The organism is Streptomyces lydicus (assembly GCF_001729485.1).
Lineage (GTDB): Bacteria > Actinomycetota > Actinomycetes > Streptomycetales > Streptomycetaceae > Streptomyces > Streptomyces lydicus_D.
On sequence record NZ_CP017157.1, the window covers coordinates 5737836 to 5751749 of the forward strand.

Below are 13914 nucleotides of genomic sequence, written 5' to 3' on the forward strand. Positions count from 1 at the left end.
AGACGACGCCGTCGGCAAGGCCCAGCCCCGTGGAGGAGAACGTCTGGGAGACGGTTGGTCGTCTTGCCCGTCGCTTCGACGCCCACGACGACGACCGCGGCCTGGATCAGGCACAGCAGTGGACGCTGCAGGTACTGAAGATTGCCGAGGAGACCGGCGAAGCCTCGCAAGCCGTCATCGGTGCCCGCGGCACCAACCCCCGCAAGGGCAACAGTCACACCTGGCAGGACGTCCACGCCGAGGTCGCCGACGTCATCATCACGGGCATGGTCTCCCTCGCTCGCATGCGCCCCGACGACGCGGAGCAGTATCTCCAACGTCAACTGGCGGCGAAGGCTGCCAAGTTCCTTCCAGCGTCGGCCGCCGACCGTCCGTCCCCCGGGGAAACAGCATGAGGGAAACGTGACCTCCTCCCGAGCAGTACATCGCCACTCCGCCCAAAGCCACCGTCCACGGGTGTGCCTGTTCGTCACCGACGAGGCATACCGCCCACTCCAACTGCGTGCTGCGCGCCCCGCTCGGTCAGCGGACCACCCACGAGATCGGATTCATCGTCGACGGTGGCCGGCTGACCAGGCGGCAGATCGGCAGCATCGTCCTGGACCCGAACGAGCACACTGAGGTCGACGACAAGTCACCGGACGTCCGGAAGAAGGAAATGTCCACGCACTCCCTCACCCGACTCCAGGCGGCCACCCGCGCCCGCCATATCCGATCGATCTGCCACCTGGAACAGACAGCCCTGCCATAGCCCGAGGGGGGCGGAGCCTCTCCGCTCCCCCGGCCCGTCCAGCGTCCCCTACCGAAGGAGCATCAGTGGACACTTCCGCCAGCAGCACCTCGGCTTCCGCACCCGGACAACCCGAGATGTCACATGAGGGATACGCGCGCTCAAGGCATTCGGTCTGGCTCGGCGCAGCGGCGTTGTTCACCGACGAGATCGGCCGTGTCCTGCTCGTCAAGCCGACCTACCGCACGCAGTGGCTGCTGCCGGGCGGCTGCGTAGAAGCAGGCGAAGGCCCCGATCAGACCTGCCGGCGCGAAGTCCACGAGGAACTCGGCCTGTCGATGCCACCGGGACGGCTTCTGGCCGTGCACTGGCTCGCGCCCGGGCACCCGGACCGCACCGAAGGAATGCCCTTCCCCGGCGAGGTCCGCTACGTGCTGGACGGCGGAACCCTCACTGCGCGAGACATCGCCAGGATGCGTCTGCCCGAGGACGAGCTGAGCGGATACGAGTTCCTCGACGCGCGGGCGGCGGCCGCGCGGATGACACCTGTCGACGCACAGATCATGCTGTCCGCGCTGCGCGCCCGCCTGGCCGGCACCACCGCCCACCTCAGCGGAGGCCGGCACGTCGGCCCCGTGCCACCCCTGGACCGGTACCAGGTGCACACCCGGCCCCGGGCCGGACGCGACTGGCCCTGGCACCCCGGCCGCGCCCCGGAAGACCTCCCCATCCCGCAGGCGTGGGGCTGGCTGTTCGCCCCCGACGGCCGGGTAGTGCTGGTCATCGACCCGGCAGAACCGTTGGCCATGCTGCCCGGCGGCACCGTCGAACCCACCGACGCCTCACCGGAAGCCGCCCTGGTACGCGAGGCCGCAGAGGAAGCGCAACTGACCCTCGGCGAGGTGGAGCGGCTGGGCTGGGTCTACGACGCCACCGGGGAGGTCTACGGAGGGATCGGCGAGTGCGCCCGACTGCGACTGGCCGCGCCGATCACCGGGGCCGGGCCCTCCTTGGTTGATCCGGCCAGCGGGCGACAGTTCGCCCGGTTGCTGGCCACCCCCAATCAAGCTGCCGCCCTCCTGGGCTGGGGCGATCAGGGCTATCAGCAAGCAGAGCAGGCGGCACGAATCGCCAGGACACGATGGGGGATCCCGCTCGCCGCGCCGTCACCGATCACGGAACTCCCCCCGAAGGGATGGCTGTCATGAGCACGTACTGCACCACCCGTAGGTCCTGAACGGCTGCCGCTGCCCATCTCCCTCTGCCCCGCCCGGCCCGGCCGGCACTCGGTGCTACGCCGTGTCACCCGAGCGTCACCGTGCACAGCTGTTCCGGCGCGCCCCGGGCCACCCACCACTGGGAAGAGCACCCCACCCGCGACCCTCCTTCCGGGTGAGCCCCTACTATCACTTGGCGTTCTCCGACGAACGCTGACGCCCGCTGGGTCGTGCCCGCGGCCCGAGCCCGGCACGACGACTCCGCCGCCTGGTGATGGAGTCGAGCATGGAGGAGAGGAACGTTATGCGCGCCCGGAGCATCGCCACGGCCACCGCGACAGCATTGGCACTGGTGGCCGCCCGTGACCTTGTCCAGAAGAAGCACGCATTGCTCCGGAACTTCCCTGTGCTCGGGCACGCCCGGTACCTGTTGGAGACGATCGGGCCGGAGCTGCGCCAGTACATAGTGACCTCCAACGACGAGGAGCGCCCGTTCAGTCGTGACCAGCGCACCTGGATCTACGCGTCGTCGAAGGGGGAGAACAACTACTTCGGGTTCGGAACCGACAACGACGTCGAGCACGTGCAGGGGCACGCGTACCTGAAGCAGCGCACGTTCGCCGGCACGCTGCCCGACGTGCACGACCCGCAGGCCCCACTGCCGTCGGCCAAGGTGCTGGGCGGGCCGCGCGGGCGCGCCAAGGCGTTCCGGCCGGCGAGCGTGGTGAACATCTCGGCGATGAGCTTCGGTTCGCTCTCCGGCGCGGCGATCACGGCGCTCAACAAGGGGGCGGCGCTGGCGGGCACCCTGCACAACACGGGTGAGGGCGGTCTCTCGCCGTACCACCGCAACGGCGGCGACCTCGTCCTGCAGATCGGTACGTCCTACTTCGGCTGCCGCAACGAGGACGGCAGCTTCAACATCGACAAGCTCAAGGACGTGGTCGCCGGCGCCCCGGTCAAGGCGATAGAGATCAAGCTCTCCCAGGGTGCCAAGCCCGGGCTGGGCGGAATGCTGCCGGGCGCGAAGGTGACCCCGGAAATCGCCGAGATCCGCGGCATCCCGGTCGGCAAGGACTGCGCCTCCCCGTCGCGGCACACCGCGTTCGGCGACGTCGACTCGATGCTCGACTTCGTCGAACTGCTCGCCACCGAGACCGGCCTGCCGGTCGGGATCAAGAGCGCGGTGGGCGAGATGGAGTTCTGGCAGGAGCTGGCCACGCTGATGGCGCGTGGTGACCGTGGTGTCGACTTCGTGACCATCGACGGTGGCGAGGGCGGCACCGGGGCGGCGCCGCTGACCTTCTCCGACTCGGTGTCGCTGCCCTTCCGGATGGGCTTCTCCCGGGTCTACGGCGCCTTCGCCGAGCGGGGGCTGACCGACGACCTGACGTTCATCGCCTCCGGCAAGCTCGGCCTGCCCGAGAACGCCGCGGTCGCCTTCGCCCTGGGTGCCGACATGATCAACGTGGCGCGTGAGGCGATGCTGTCGGTCGGCTGCATCCAGGCGCAGAAGTGCCACACCGACAAGTGCCCCACCGGCATCGCCACCCAGAACCCGTGGCTGGCCCGCGGCCTCGACCCCACCTCGAAGGCCACCCGGGCCGCCGTCTACCTGCGCACCCTCCGCAAGGAGCTGCTGAAGATCTCGGCGGCCGTCGGCGTCGCCCACCCGGCACTCATCACGGCCGACGACATCGAGATCATGAACGGCGACTACGAGGCCCGCACCCTGGCCGGCGTCTACGGTTACAAGGACGGCTGGGGCGAACTCGGCCCGCACCTCGCCGAGGAGATCACCGCACTGCTCACCGCCGAGCGGTCCTCCGACCGGAAGCCGACCGCCTGACGCACCGGTCACGGCAGGCACCGCGCTCGCCGCTCCCCTGCCCGGAGCGCGCGCGGGGTGCCGGCCGGTGGCACCCTGGTCTTCCCTGCTCCACGAACAGCCCCTGCCTAGGTGATCAGAACATGAGCGAAAAAGTAAGATTCCCGAGCGTCGTCGGCCCCGAACTGGCCGGAGCGATCGACCTGCCGGACGGCGAGATCCGCGGCTGGGGGATCTTCGTGCACGGATTCACGCTCGGCAAGGGCTCGCCGGCCGCGTCGCGGGTCAGCAAGCAGCTGGCACGCGAGGGGATCGGCATGCTGCGCTTCGACAACCTCGGGATCGGGGACTCCGACGGCGACTGGGGGGACGGTTCCTTCACCGTCAAGGTCCAGGACACGATCCGGGCCGCGGCCATGATGGCGGAGCGGGGGACTCCGGCTGACCTGCTGGTGGGGCACTCGTGGGGAGGCGCCGCCGTCCTCGCCGCGGCGGCCGAGGCCACCGGCGTCCGCGCGGTCGCCACGATCGGGGCGCCGGTCGACCCCAGCCACGTCGAGCGACAGTACGACGCGGTCGTGGATCGCGTGCTCAGCGAGGGGTCGCACGAGTGGTTCGTCGGCGGGAGGACCCTGGTCCTCAAGCGCGCCTTCGTCGAAGACGTCCGCAAGGCCCACCTGCGGGACCGGATCGGCGAGTTGGACCTGCCGCTGCTCGTCCTGCATTCGCCTACCGACAACACCGTCGACATCGCCAACGCCGCGGAGATCTTCAACGAGGCGCGGCACCCGCGAAGCTTCGTCTCGCTCGAAGGAGCAGACCATCTCCTGACGGCACGAGGACAAGCGCAGCGCGCCGCCCACATCATCAGTGCCTGGGCCGACCAGTACATCCACGGGTAACGGCCCGTAGGAGAGACATCTCCGTCAGTGAAGAGCTCGCGGACAGGTCCGGGGGTCTCCCGTGGAGCTGTCCGTTCTGCCTGCGGCGCGCACCGCCCGGCCGGGAAGGCCGGCCGGGCGGCTGCCCCGGTCAGGCTTCCTGGCCGGTGGCGGCGAGGACGATCTCACGGATGGTGACGTTCTGCGGCTGCCGGTAGGCGTAGGCGATCGCCTCGGCCACGGCCTGCGGGTCCAGGGCGCCGCCGGCGGACTTCTTCCATGCCTCGTAGTCCTTCTTGATCTGCTCGTCGCTGGTGTGGGAGAGCAGTTCGGTCTCCACGGCGCCGGGGGCGATGGTCACCACGCGGACGCCGGACGGGGCGACCTCTTCGCGCAGGTTCTCCGACATGGCGTGGACGGCGAACTTGGTGCCCACGTAGGCGGTGTGGTTCGGGAAGGTCTTGCGGCCGGCGATGGAGCTGACGTTGAAGATCGTGCCGGTGCCACGGGCGAGCATGCCGGGCAGGACGGCACGGACGCCGTGCAGCACTCCCTTGATGTTCAGGTCGATCATCCGGTCCCACTCCTCGGCGGGCTGGTCGGCGAGACGGCCCAAGAGCATGGCACCGGCGTTGTTGACGATCGCGTCGGCCGGCCCGAACCGCTCCTCCGCCTCGCGTACCGCGGCCTCGACCGCGTCCCGGTCGGTGACGTCGACCTGGCGGCACAGGGCGTCGGCCAGGCCGAGCTCCTGGAGCTTCTCCACGTCAGCGGGGCGCGAGCCCAACGGTGAGCTGCGGGACTTCTTGCGCTCGCGCAGGGCCCGGATCGGTCCTGCCGAGGCCGGTCTGGGTCCGGACGCCGCCGGGCGGCGCCGGGTGCCGGGGCTGCGCCGCGAGGAGGTGGCACGGCTGGCCGGGATCAGCGTCGATTACTACGTACGCCTGGAGCGCGGGCGCAACCCGAAGGTGTCGGCGTCGGTGCTGGAGGCGGTGGCCCGCGCACTGCGCCTGGACGAGGCCGAGCGGGCCCGCCTGTTCGCCCTGGCCCGTCCCCGGCCGGGTTCGGCCCGCCGCCGCCCCGTGCCGCCGCAGCGGGTGCGGCCCGGACTGCTGCGGCTCCTCGGTTCCCTGACCGACACCCCCGCCATGATCATGGGCCACCGGCTGGACGTGCTCGCCGCCAACCCCCTCGCCAAGGCCCTGTACACCGACTTCGACGCGCTGCCGCACCGCGACCGCAACCTCGCCCGGTTCCTGTTTCTCGATCCCGCCGCCCGCCAACTGATCGCCGACTGGGACACCGCTGCCCGTGGCACGGTGGCGGCACTGCGCCTGTACGCCGGGCGCCACCCGCACGACTCCCGTCTGACCGAGCTGGTGGGCGAGCTGTCCGTGCACGACGAAGACTTCCGCCAGTGGTGGGCCGACCACGACGTGTTCGCGTACACCCACGGCACCAAGCGCTACCGCCACCCCCTCGTCGGCGAACCGGCCCTGGAATACGAGTCGCTCACGCTGCCGGACGACCCGGACCAGGCCCTCTACCTCTACACGGCCGAGCCCGGCAGCCCCTCCGCGCACGCGCTGCGCCTGCTGGGCAGCTGGTCGGAGCCGGAACTCACCGCGGGCGGGGGCCACGCCCCGCACGGGGCGGCGACGGCGCAGCGGCTCCAGCCCTGACCGCCGACCGTGGTGGCCGCCGGGGCGAGGGGGCCGCTGCTGGCGCAGCAGGGCCGGCATGTCCTGGGCAGGTCCCGGCATGCAGGTGGCTCGTCCCCGCGGTACCGAGGCAGGCGGCTACCGCCTCTCCCGCTGGGCCGCCGCGACCTCGTTGAGGGTGCGCTCGGCGTCGGAGCCGCGCTGCGCCCTCTCCGCGAGACCGGGAAACTGTCCGGCGAGGGCACTGAGCACCCTCAACTCCAGCGGTGCGACGTTGACTTCGCACAGATCGCGCTCGACGGCCCGCACCACCCCGGCCACCACCTGCGCCGGGGAGACCATGCGCACACCGGTCGGCGGGGTGGCTCCCGTGGCGGCGAACATGCCGACGTCGCGTACGGCGCCGGGCTGGACCAGCGAGACCCCCACCCCCGTGCCGTGCAGGTCCTGGCGGAGGGAGAGCGCGAAGCCGCGCAGCCCGAACTTGGCCGCGCTGTACAGCGAGGAGTACTTGGTGGCCGCCTTCCCGGAGATCGAGCCGACGAGGACGATGTGCCCCGGCCCGCCTCGACCATCCGGGGCGCGAGCGCGCGGGCCAGCATGACGGGGGCGCGCAGGTTCACGGTCAGCGCGCGGTCGATCTGCTCGGGCGTGTAGTCGAGGAGATCGCCGCTGGCGGGCACAGCGGCATTGGCGATCAGGATGTCCGTTTCGGGGACGGCCTCGGCGAGGTGGTCGACCTGGTCCGGGTCGGCGAGATCGGCGGTGACCGCTCGGGCACCGAGCTCGTCCGCGAGTGCCTCCAGGGCATCGGCACGGCGCCCGGAGAGGACCAGCTCGGCCCCCTTGGCGGCCAGTTCCCGGGCCATGGCCTGACCGATGCCACCCACGGCCCCGGTCAGGAGAACGGTGGATCCTGCGATGCGCATGTGCGAGCCTTCCGGTAACTGTTCGTTCGAACGAACAGTATGGAGGGTGGGTGCCCCTGTCAACGGCATCCCGTGCTGCCCGGCTTGATTGACGATCCCCACCGGTCGCAGCGGCCCCGACCCTTCCCCCTTGCCAGGAGGATGCCGCTGGCACAATGACCTCCATGTCCAAGCCCCCCGGAACCCGGCAGAGCATCATCGACGCCGTCCTGCGCATCATCAGCGAGGACGGCATCGCCGCGGTCACCAACCGGCGGATCGCCAAGGAGGCCGGCGTCTCCCTCGGATCGGTCACCTACCACTTCGCGACCCAGCACGAGATGCTGCGGGAGAGTCTGCTGCACTTCGTCGCGGAGGAGACCCGGCGCCTCACCGAGCTCGCCGCCCAGTGCCGGACCGACGGCATGGACGCCGACCGGGCCGCCGCCACGGTCAGCCAGGTCGCCGGGGGGACACCGTTCGACAGCAGGCACATCGCCCCCTTCGAGCTCTACATCCAGGCCGGCCGCGACGAGCGGTTGCGCAGCGCGGCCGCGCAGAGCTTCGCCGCGTATGACCAGTTGGCCACCCGGATCCTCACCGGTCTCGGCGTACCGGACGCCGAGCGGCTGGCGAGCAGCGCCATCGCGCTGGTCTTCGGACTGCAACTGCGCAGCCTGGCCACCGGTCGGCCCGCCGAGGAGCTCGTCGACGCCTTGATGCTGCTGGCACGCGGGGCGCAGCACTCCTGACCCGGCGGCGCCGACCCCGGCCACGCACGGGCCCTACCGGCGGAGCCGGTCGCGTCAGCCGTTGTCGCCCTCGTCGCCCTTGTGGCTCGTGGTGGTCTTGGAGAAGCCGTCATGCCAGGCGGCCTTCGCCCCGGAGTCGCCGATCCGGTACACCTCCACGACGGCGCCCGATGCCACGCCCACAGCCAGCACCGCTGCCAGGATGCGGACGACCAGCGCGGACCGGGAGGAGGCGCGCCGGGTCCGTTCCCCGTGGGCGGCCCCCGCCGAGGCCGGCCCGCGGTTCGTCCACCAGATCAGCGTCGCCAGCACGAACAGGCCCACGGCCCAGGGGAGCATCCCGTCGCCGAGTTCGGTGTGCCTGCGGACCAGGGCGTTGCTGTCGACGTGCTTCTCCAGCCACTCGCCGGCCTGCGTGGCCAGCGGCACGCTCGCCAGCGTCACCAGGGCCAGCAGTGGCAGCACCATCCCCATGCGCCGGGCGGCACCGGGCCACATCGCGCCGACCACGACCGCCAGTGCGCTCAAGGGAACGAGCACGACGACGAAGTGCACGATCAGGACGTGTGCGGGCAGACCGTTGACAACGTTGAGGCTCATCGAGGTGCTCCTCCAGAAGACGACCGTGAGCGTCGGGCTCGCGCGCTGTCTTCCCGCGCCGCCCGGTAGGGCGCGTCAGCCTGGCACAGGAAGCTCTCAGCTTCTTCTGAACCCGCGTCCCACCGGAGGCAGTGACTCCGGCCCCCCGACGAAGCACTCAGCGACGCCGTCGGCCGCTGCTCCCCCGCGCCGCGCCGACCGCCGGATGACGGTACGGCGCGGGCGGTCCCATGGCGGAGACATCGGGGTCGAGGGCGAACGGGCTGCGGAACCAGATCGAGACACCGAGGCGGTAGTCGTACGAGTCCGCCGCCACCCCGGAAGCGGTGGCGGTCAGGCCCGCGAGCAGCACCGCGGTGCGGAGGGGGTGCACGGCCCGGTCACTGCGGCCGGTCGCGGCCCGTACCGCGGGCACGCCCTTGACGTACACCTTCCACGAGCACGGTCCTGCGGGGACCCGGGGGTGCTCCGGTCAGAAGTTGACGGTCGAGACCGTGTACACGACGGGGTGCCCCGGCTCGTCGTAGCTGACCATGATCCGCTGGGCCGGGTGCGGTGCCTTGCTGTTGGTCGTCGTGCCCGCCCAGGGCCAGTCGACGCTGAAGTCCCAGCCGACCTGCGCCGCCTGGGCGGGCGGGATGGTGTGCCGGTCCTTCTTCAGCGCGGCGGTGCTGGTGCCGATGGCCGCGAGGTAGTGCTCCAGGCCCCACTCGTTCGTCCGGAACTGCACGAACAGCGAGCTGGTCTGCCAGGAGTTGGTCTCGTAGTAGTAGACCGGGGTGGAGCCGATCGGCACCGGGACGTTGTAGATCCGCTGCTGGACCTTGGTGGGGAAAGCGTTGGTCAGGCCGGTGGCGGCGGCCTCGGCCTCCTTGCCCTCGCCGCTGTCGCGGCTCTGCTCGGCGGAGATGACGATGTAGCCGGCCGGGATGGCGATCAGCAGGAAGACGATCAGTGCCATCAGCAGGGGGCGGCGGCGCTTGGCCCGGGGCGGGTGGGCGGCGGCGAGGTGGTCGTCGTGCATGGCGTGGGACTCGGTTTCGGTCATCGGCGGCCGGTCCGTTCGTAGCGCTCGTAGCGCTCGACGCGACGGCGGTTGGCGCGGCGGAAGCGGCGGGCCACCAGCCGGGCGAGGTCGGCGGCGCCGACCATGCCGGCCTCGGGTCCCAGCTGGGCCTTGGCGAGGGTGGCTTCGGGGCGGTAGCCACGGCCGGTGAGGTGGCGCCGGAAGGCGTCCCTGGCCGGGGCGATCAGCAGGTCGTCGGCGGCGCTGACGCCCCCGCCGATGACGAAGCAGGACGGGTCGAGCGCGGCCGCGAGGTTGGCGATGCCCACACCGAGCCACTGGCCGATCTCCTGGAGGAGCTCGACGCACATCGCGTCGCCCTCCCGGGCCAGCTCGGTGATCAGCGGTCCGGTGATGTCGCCGATGCGGCCGCCGACCCGCTCGATGATGTTGTACGCGACCGGGGAGTCGGCGGCGGCCAGCTCCCGGGCCTCGCGGACGAGGGCGTTGCCGGAGCTGTACTGCTCCCAGCAGCCGCGGTTGCCGCACGGGCAGCGGTGGCCGCCGGGCACGACCTGCATATGGCCGAATTCACCCGCCACCCCGTATTTGCCGCGCTTGACTGCGCCGTCCTCCAGGATGGCGCCGCCGATGCCGGTACCGAGGGTGATCATGACGAGGTGGTCCTCGCCCCGGCCGGCGCCGAAGCGCCACTCCGCCCAGGCGGCGGTGTTGGCGTCGTTGTCGACCATGACGGGGACGGCCAGCCGGCCGGCCAGCCGGTCGCGCAGGGGCTCGTTGCGCCAGTTCAGATGCGGCGCGAAGAGCACGTTGGAGCGGTCCGCGTCGACCCAGCCGGCCGCGCCGATGCCGACCGCGTGCACGTCGTGCCGGTCGGAGAGGTCGAGCACCAGCTCGGTGATGGTGTCCTCGACCACCTTGGGGCTCTTGGACTTGTCCGGCGTCTCGGTGCGGACCTTCTCCAGGATCGTGCCGTCGGCGTCGACGACGCCCGCCATGACCTTGGTGCCGCCGATGTCGATGCCGACGGTGGGCACGCGGGGTGCGGTCAGGTGCGAGCGCCGCTCGCGGGTGCCGACCGTGCGCAGCACGGTCGCTCTGGCCGATCCCCGGTGCACCCGGTCCCGGTACATGCTCATCGACCCACCTCTTCGGCGTTACGGTCGCGGCCCTGTTCGTCGGTCCGGTCGCGGCGGCTGCGTGCTCGCAAGAGTCGTCTCGTCCCTGCGCGGTCTCGGGAGGCCGGGGCCTCGATGTGCGGGTTCGCAGCGATTGTGCATCATCCGGGCCTTACGGCGCATGGCGCACGGGACGGCCGCACCCCGCATCGCACCGGCGGCGCGGGGTGCGGCGTACCGTACCGGCGGTCAGTCGGGCCGGTGTCCGCCGGGGAATTCCGGGGTGGCGGTGCGGGCCAGCTCGTGACTGAGCTGTTCCAGCTCGCTGCCGCCCGCCATCTGCCGGGTCAGCTCCTCCAGGGCGATCTCCGCCTTGATGTGGCTGCCGGCCATCGCGCCCCGCTTGAGGAGGACGAACCGGTCGCCGACGAGGTAGGCGTGGTGCGGATTGTGAGTGATCAATACCACGCCGAGGCCGGCGTCCCGGGCGGCCGCGACGTACTTCAGGACCACGCCGGACTGCTTGACGCCGAGCGCCGCCGTCGGCTCGTCCAGGACGAGGACCTTGGCCCCGAAGTACACGGCGCGGGCGATGGCGACGCACTGCCGTTCGCCGCCCGAGAGGGTGCCGATGGGCTGGTCGACGTCCCGCAGGTCGATGCCCATCCGCAGCAGCTCGCTGCGGGTGGTCTCACGCATCGTGGCGACGTCGAGCCGCTTGAAGGGGCCGATGCCGGTGGTGGGCTCGGAGCCGAGGAAGAAGTTCCGCCACACCGGCATCAGGGGGACGACGGCGAGGTCCTGGTAGACGGTGGCGATCCCGCGGTCCAGGGCCTCGCGCGGGGAGGAGAGGGTGGTCTCCTCGCCGTCGATGGTGAAGGACCCGGCGTCGTGCCGGTGCAGGCCCGCGATGATCTTGATGAGGGTGGATTTGCCGGCGCCGTTGTCGCCGAGCACGCAGGAGATCTCGCCCGCGTGCACCTCCAGGGACACGCCCTCCAGTGCCCGGACGTTGCCGTAGTACTTGCTGACGTCCGTCAGCTCGACCAGCGCGGTCATGCCTGTGCCTCCGCCCGCTTGCGGACCCATGCGTTCAGAAGTGTGGCGAGCAGCAGCATCGCGCCGAGGAAGAACTTGTACCAGTCCGGATTCCACTGCGCGTACACGATGCCCTTGCTGGCCATGCCGAAGATGAAGGCGCCGACGGCGGCACCGATCGCCGAGCCGAAGCCACCGGTCATCAGGCAGCCGCCGACCGCCGCCGCGATGATGTAGAGGAATTCGTTGCCCACGCCGTCGCCGGACTGGATCGCGTCGTACGAGAACAGCAGGTGCTGCCCGGAGACCCAGGCGGCGAAGGCGACGCCCATGTAGAGGCCGATCTTGGTCTTGGTGACCGGGACGCCGACCGCCCGCGCGGCGTCGGCGTTGCCGCCCACCGCGAAGATCCAGTTGCCGACGCGGGTGCGCAGCAGGACCCAGGTCGCGACGGCGACCAGCACGATCCACCACAGGATGGTGATCTGGATGTCGACGCCGCCGATGGTCAGGTGGGAGGCGAAGAGCGTACGGGCCGAGTCGAAGCCCTCCATGTCGGCGATGGACTTCGTCGAGACGGTGCCGTCGATCAGCTTGGTGAAGCCGAGGTTGAGGCCGGTGAGCATGAAGAAGGTGCCGAGCGTGATGATGAAGCTGGGCAGTTTCGTACGGGTCAGCAGGAAGCCGTTGAACGCCCCGATCGCGAGGGTGACCAGCAGGGACACCCCGACGCCGACCCAAGTGTTGGCGGTCATCTGGTAGCTGAACATCGACGAGATCAGCGCCGAGCTGACGACCATGACGCCGGCCGACAGGTCGAATTCCCCGCCGATCATCAGCAGCGCCACCGGGACGGCCATGATGCCGATGGTGGAGGACGCGTAGAGCACGGTGGAGAGGCTGGAGGCCCGCAGGAAGGGCTCGGCGACGAGGGAGAAGAAGACGAAGACGGCGGCGGCACCGACGATCGAGCCCAGTTCGGGGCGGCCCATCAGCCGGCGGGCCGGCGAGCGGTGCAGCAGCCGTTCGTCCTGGGCGGGTGCCTTGAGGGTGGTGGTCATCGCGTTCCCCGCTTCGTGTAGTCCTGCAGGGCCGCGGCGTCCTTCTTGGTGATCACCTGGGGGCCGGTGAGCACGGGCTTGCCGCCACCGAGCATGTCCGCGTTGTACTTGTACAGCCAGAGCAGGTCGACCGCCTCGTAGCCCTGGAGGTAGGGCTGCTGGTCGACGGCGAAGCCGAGGGAGCCGTCCTTCAGGCCGGTCGCGACCTGCGCGTTGAGGTCGAAGGTGTCGATCTCGGCCTTGCTGCCGGCCTGCTCCGCGGCCTTGACCGCGGTGGGGGCGAACGGCGCGCCGAGGGTGACGACGGCGTCGATGGACGGGTCGGCCTGCAGCTTGGACTCGATGGAGGACTGCACGTCGGGCATGTTGGTGCCTTCGACGTAGAGCTTCTGCAGATCGCCCTTGAAGGTCTTCTTCGCCCCGTCGCAGCGCTGCTCGTGCCCGACGTTGCCCTGCTCGTGCAGGACGCAGAGGGCCTTCTTGCGGCCGCGCTTGTTGAGCTCCTCGCCGACCGCCTCGCCGGCGACCGTCTCGTCCTGCCCGATGTGGCTGAGCGCGCCGAACGCCTTGGACTCCTCGGCGCCGGAGTTCACCGTGATCACCGGGATGCCGGCCTTCTCGGCCTTGGCGACGACGTCCTTCATGGCGTTGGGCTTGGCGAGCGAGACGATCAGCCCGTCGACCTTCTGGTCGATGTAGGACTGCACCAGCTGGCTCTGCCGCGACGCCTCCTCGTCGTGCCCGTAGACGAACTTGATGTTGTCCTTGGCGGCGGCCTGCTGGGCGCCGTTCTGCACGATGTCCCAGAAGGTGTCGCCGTCTCCCGAGTGGGTGACCATCGCGAACGTCCACCTGGGGGTGTTCACCGCGGCCTTGCCGCCGGCGGTCCTGGCGAGGCGCTCGTCCTCGGCGCGCTTGCCTCCGGTACTGCTGCACCCCGCCAGGGAGGCGCCGAGCACCGCCACCAGCACGGCGCTGACGACGCGTCCCCTTCTCCGAACCCTTGCCACGAGGACTCGCCCTTCCCGCTGTTGTTGCCGTGTCGGCTGCGTTGCGTGCATCCGCGTCGGTCGTCCGCACTGCGTGGACTTCC

Annotated in this window: 14 protein-coding genes and 2 pseudogenes; 7 read left to right on the forward strand and 9 right to left on the reverse strand. The window is 70.7% G+C overall.

All coding sequences use genetic code 11. The features are described from left to right. Positions 1 to 29: 29 nt before the first annotated feature. The 5 genes from SL103_RS24965 to SL103_RS24985 all read left to right on the forward strand — a co-directional run bounded on the left by SL103_RS24965 (position 30) and on the right by SL103_RS24985 (position 4677). On the forward strand, positions 30 to 395 hold the full coding sequence (locus SL103_RS24965) for a MazG-like family protein (RefSeq protein WP_069574081.1): 366 nt from the start codon (positions 30 to 32) through the stop codon (positions 393 to 395). Between the two features lie 107 nt (positions 396 to 502). Next, a complete protein-coding gene (locus SL103_RS24970; protein ID WP_069571183.1) occupies positions 503 to 751 on the forward strand; it encodes a hypothetical protein in 249 nt (82 codons plus the stop codon). Between the two features lie 116 nt (positions 752 to 867). Next, the gene (locus SL103_RS24975) at positions 868 to 1938 is read left to right on the forward strand and encodes an NUDIX hydrolase (protein ID WP_069571184.1); all 1071 of its coding nucleotides are present in this window, start codon (positions 868 to 870) and stop codon (positions 1936 to 1938) included. Positions 1939 to 2251: 313 nt separating this feature from the next. After that, on the forward strand, positions 2252 to 3796 hold the full coding sequence (locus SL103_RS24980; protein WP_069571185.1) for an FMN-binding glutamate synthase family protein: 1545 nt from the start codon (positions 2252 to 2254) through the stop codon (positions 3794 to 3796). 122 nt (positions 3797 to 3918) lie between these two features. Further along, positions 3919 to 4677, forward strand: a complete 759-nt coding sequence (locus SL103_RS24985; RefSeq protein WP_069571186.1) for an alpha/beta hydrolase family protein — start codon at positions 3919 to 3921, stop codon at positions 4675 to 4677. Positions 4678 to 4807: 130 nt separating this feature from the next. Here the strand turns inward: SL103_RS24985 and SL103_RS36450 are convergent, their stop codons facing one another. Then, positions 4808 to 5422, reverse strand: a complete 615-nt coding sequence (locus SL103_RS36450; RefSeq protein WP_244304031.1) for an SDR family oxidoreductase — start codon at positions 5420 to 5422, stop codon at positions 4808 to 4810. Positions 5423 to 5462: 40 nt separating this feature from the next. Between SL103_RS36450 and SL103_RS24990 the strand changes: the two genes are divergently transcribed. Then, on the forward strand, positions 5463 to 6338 hold the full coding sequence (locus SL103_RS24990; RefSeq protein ID WP_208869948.1) for a helix-turn-helix transcriptional regulator: 876 nt from the start codon (positions 5463 to 5465) through the stop codon (positions 6336 to 6338). A gap of 117 nt (positions 6339 to 6455) precedes the next feature. On the opposite strand, the pseudogene SL103_RS24995 reads toward SL103_RS24990, so the two are convergent. Further along, positions 6456 to 7246 (reverse strand): annotated as a pseudogene (locus tag SL103_RS24995) (SDR family NAD(P)-dependent oxidoreductase). Positions 7247 to 7410: 164 nt separating this feature from the next. Here SL103_RS24995 and SL103_RS25000 point away from each other — a divergent pair. Then, positions 7411 to 7977, forward strand: a complete 567-nt coding sequence (locus SL103_RS25000; protein WP_069574083.1) for a TetR/AcrR family transcriptional regulator — start codon at positions 7411 to 7413, stop codon at positions 7975 to 7977. 54 nt (positions 7978 to 8031) lie between these two features. Here the strand turns inward: SL103_RS25000 and SL103_RS25005 are convergent, their stop codons facing one another. From SL103_RS25005 to SL103_RS25035, 7 genes and pseudogenes are all read right to left on the reverse strand, one after another. Beyond that, positions 8032 to 8577, reverse strand: coding sequence for a DUF2231 domain-containing protein (locus SL103_RS25005; RefSeq protein ID WP_069571187.1), 546 nt, complete (start codon positions 8575 to 8577; stop codon positions 8032 to 8034). 208 nt (positions 8578 to 8785) lie between these two features. Then, positions 8786 to 8992: pseudogene (locus tag SL103_RS25010) on the reverse strand (respiratory nitrate reductase subunit gamma); the annotation flags it as partial. A gap of 57 nt (positions 8993 to 9049) precedes the next feature. Beyond that, a complete protein-coding gene (locus tag SL103_RS25015; RefSeq protein WP_069571189.1) occupies positions 9050 to 9625 on the reverse strand; it encodes a hypothetical protein in 576 nt (191 codons plus the stop codon). Further along, a complete protein-coding gene (locus tag SL103_RS25020; protein WP_033271329.1) occupies positions 9622 to 10743 on the reverse strand; it encodes an ROK family glucokinase in 1122 nt (373 codons plus the stop codon). Before SL103_RS25020 ends, SL103_RS25015 begins: the two co-directional genes overlap by 4 nt. Before the next feature lie 228 nt (positions 10744 to 10971). Beyond that, positions 10972 to 11781, reverse strand: coding sequence for an ATP-binding cassette domain-containing protein (locus SL103_RS25025; protein ID WP_069571190.1), 810 nt, complete (start codon positions 11779 to 11781; stop codon positions 10972 to 10974). Then, a complete protein-coding gene (locus SL103_RS25030; protein ID WP_069571191.1) occupies positions 11778 to 12821 on the reverse strand; it encodes an ABC transporter permease in 1044 nt (347 codons plus the stop codon). Before SL103_RS25030 ends, SL103_RS25025 begins: the two co-directional genes overlap by 4 nt. Then, the gene (locus SL103_RS25035; protein WP_069571192.1) at positions 12818 to 13792 is read right to left on the reverse strand and encodes a sugar ABC transporter substrate-binding protein; all 975 of its coding nucleotides are present in this window, start codon (positions 13790 to 13792) and stop codon (positions 12818 to 12820) included. The genes SL103_RS25030 and SL103_RS25035 overlap by 4 nt, the downstream gene beginning before the upstream one ends. Positions 13793 to 13914 lie beyond the last annotated feature (122 nt).

What these genes read in the sequence shown, in the direction of transcription:
- SL103_RS25005 (WP_069571187.1), bottom strand. Translation starts at nt 8,577, where the DNA reads ATGAGCCTCAACGTTGTCAACGGTCTGCCCGCACACGTCCTGATCGTG.
- SL103_RS24980 (WP_069571185.1), top strand. Translation starts at nt 2,252, where the DNA reads ATGCGCGCCCGGAGCATCGCCACGGCCACCGCGACAGCATTGGCACTG.
- SL103_RS25030 (WP_069571191.1), bottom strand. Translation starts at nt 12,821, where the DNA reads ATGACCACCACCCTCAAGGCACCCGCCCAGGACGAACGGCTGCTGCAC.
- SL103_RS25000 (WP_069574083.1), top strand. Translation starts at nt 7,411, where the DNA reads ATGTCCAAGCCCCCCGGAACCCGGCAGAGCATCATCGACGCCGTCCTG.
- SL103_RS24975 (WP_069571184.1), top strand. Translation starts at nt 868, where the DNA reads ATGTCACATGAGGGATACGCGCGCTCAAGGCATTCGGTCTGGCTCGGC.
- SL103_RS25015 (WP_069571189.1), bottom strand. Translation starts at nt 9,625, where the DNA reads ATGACCGAAACCGAGTCCCACGCCATGCACGACGACCACCTCGCCGCC.
- SL103_RS25020 (WP_033271329.1), bottom strand. Translation starts at nt 10,743, where the DNA reads ATGAGCATGTACCGGGACCGGGTGCACCGGGGATCGGCCAGAGCGACC.
- SL103_RS24985 (WP_069571186.1), top strand. Translation starts at nt 3,919, where the DNA reads ATGAGCGAAAAAGTAAGATTCCCGAGCGTCGTCGGCCCCGAACTGGCC.
- SL103_RS25025 (WP_069571190.1), bottom strand. Translation starts at nt 11,781, where the DNA reads ATGACCGCGCTGGTCGAGCTGACGGACGTCAGCAAGTACTACGGCAAC.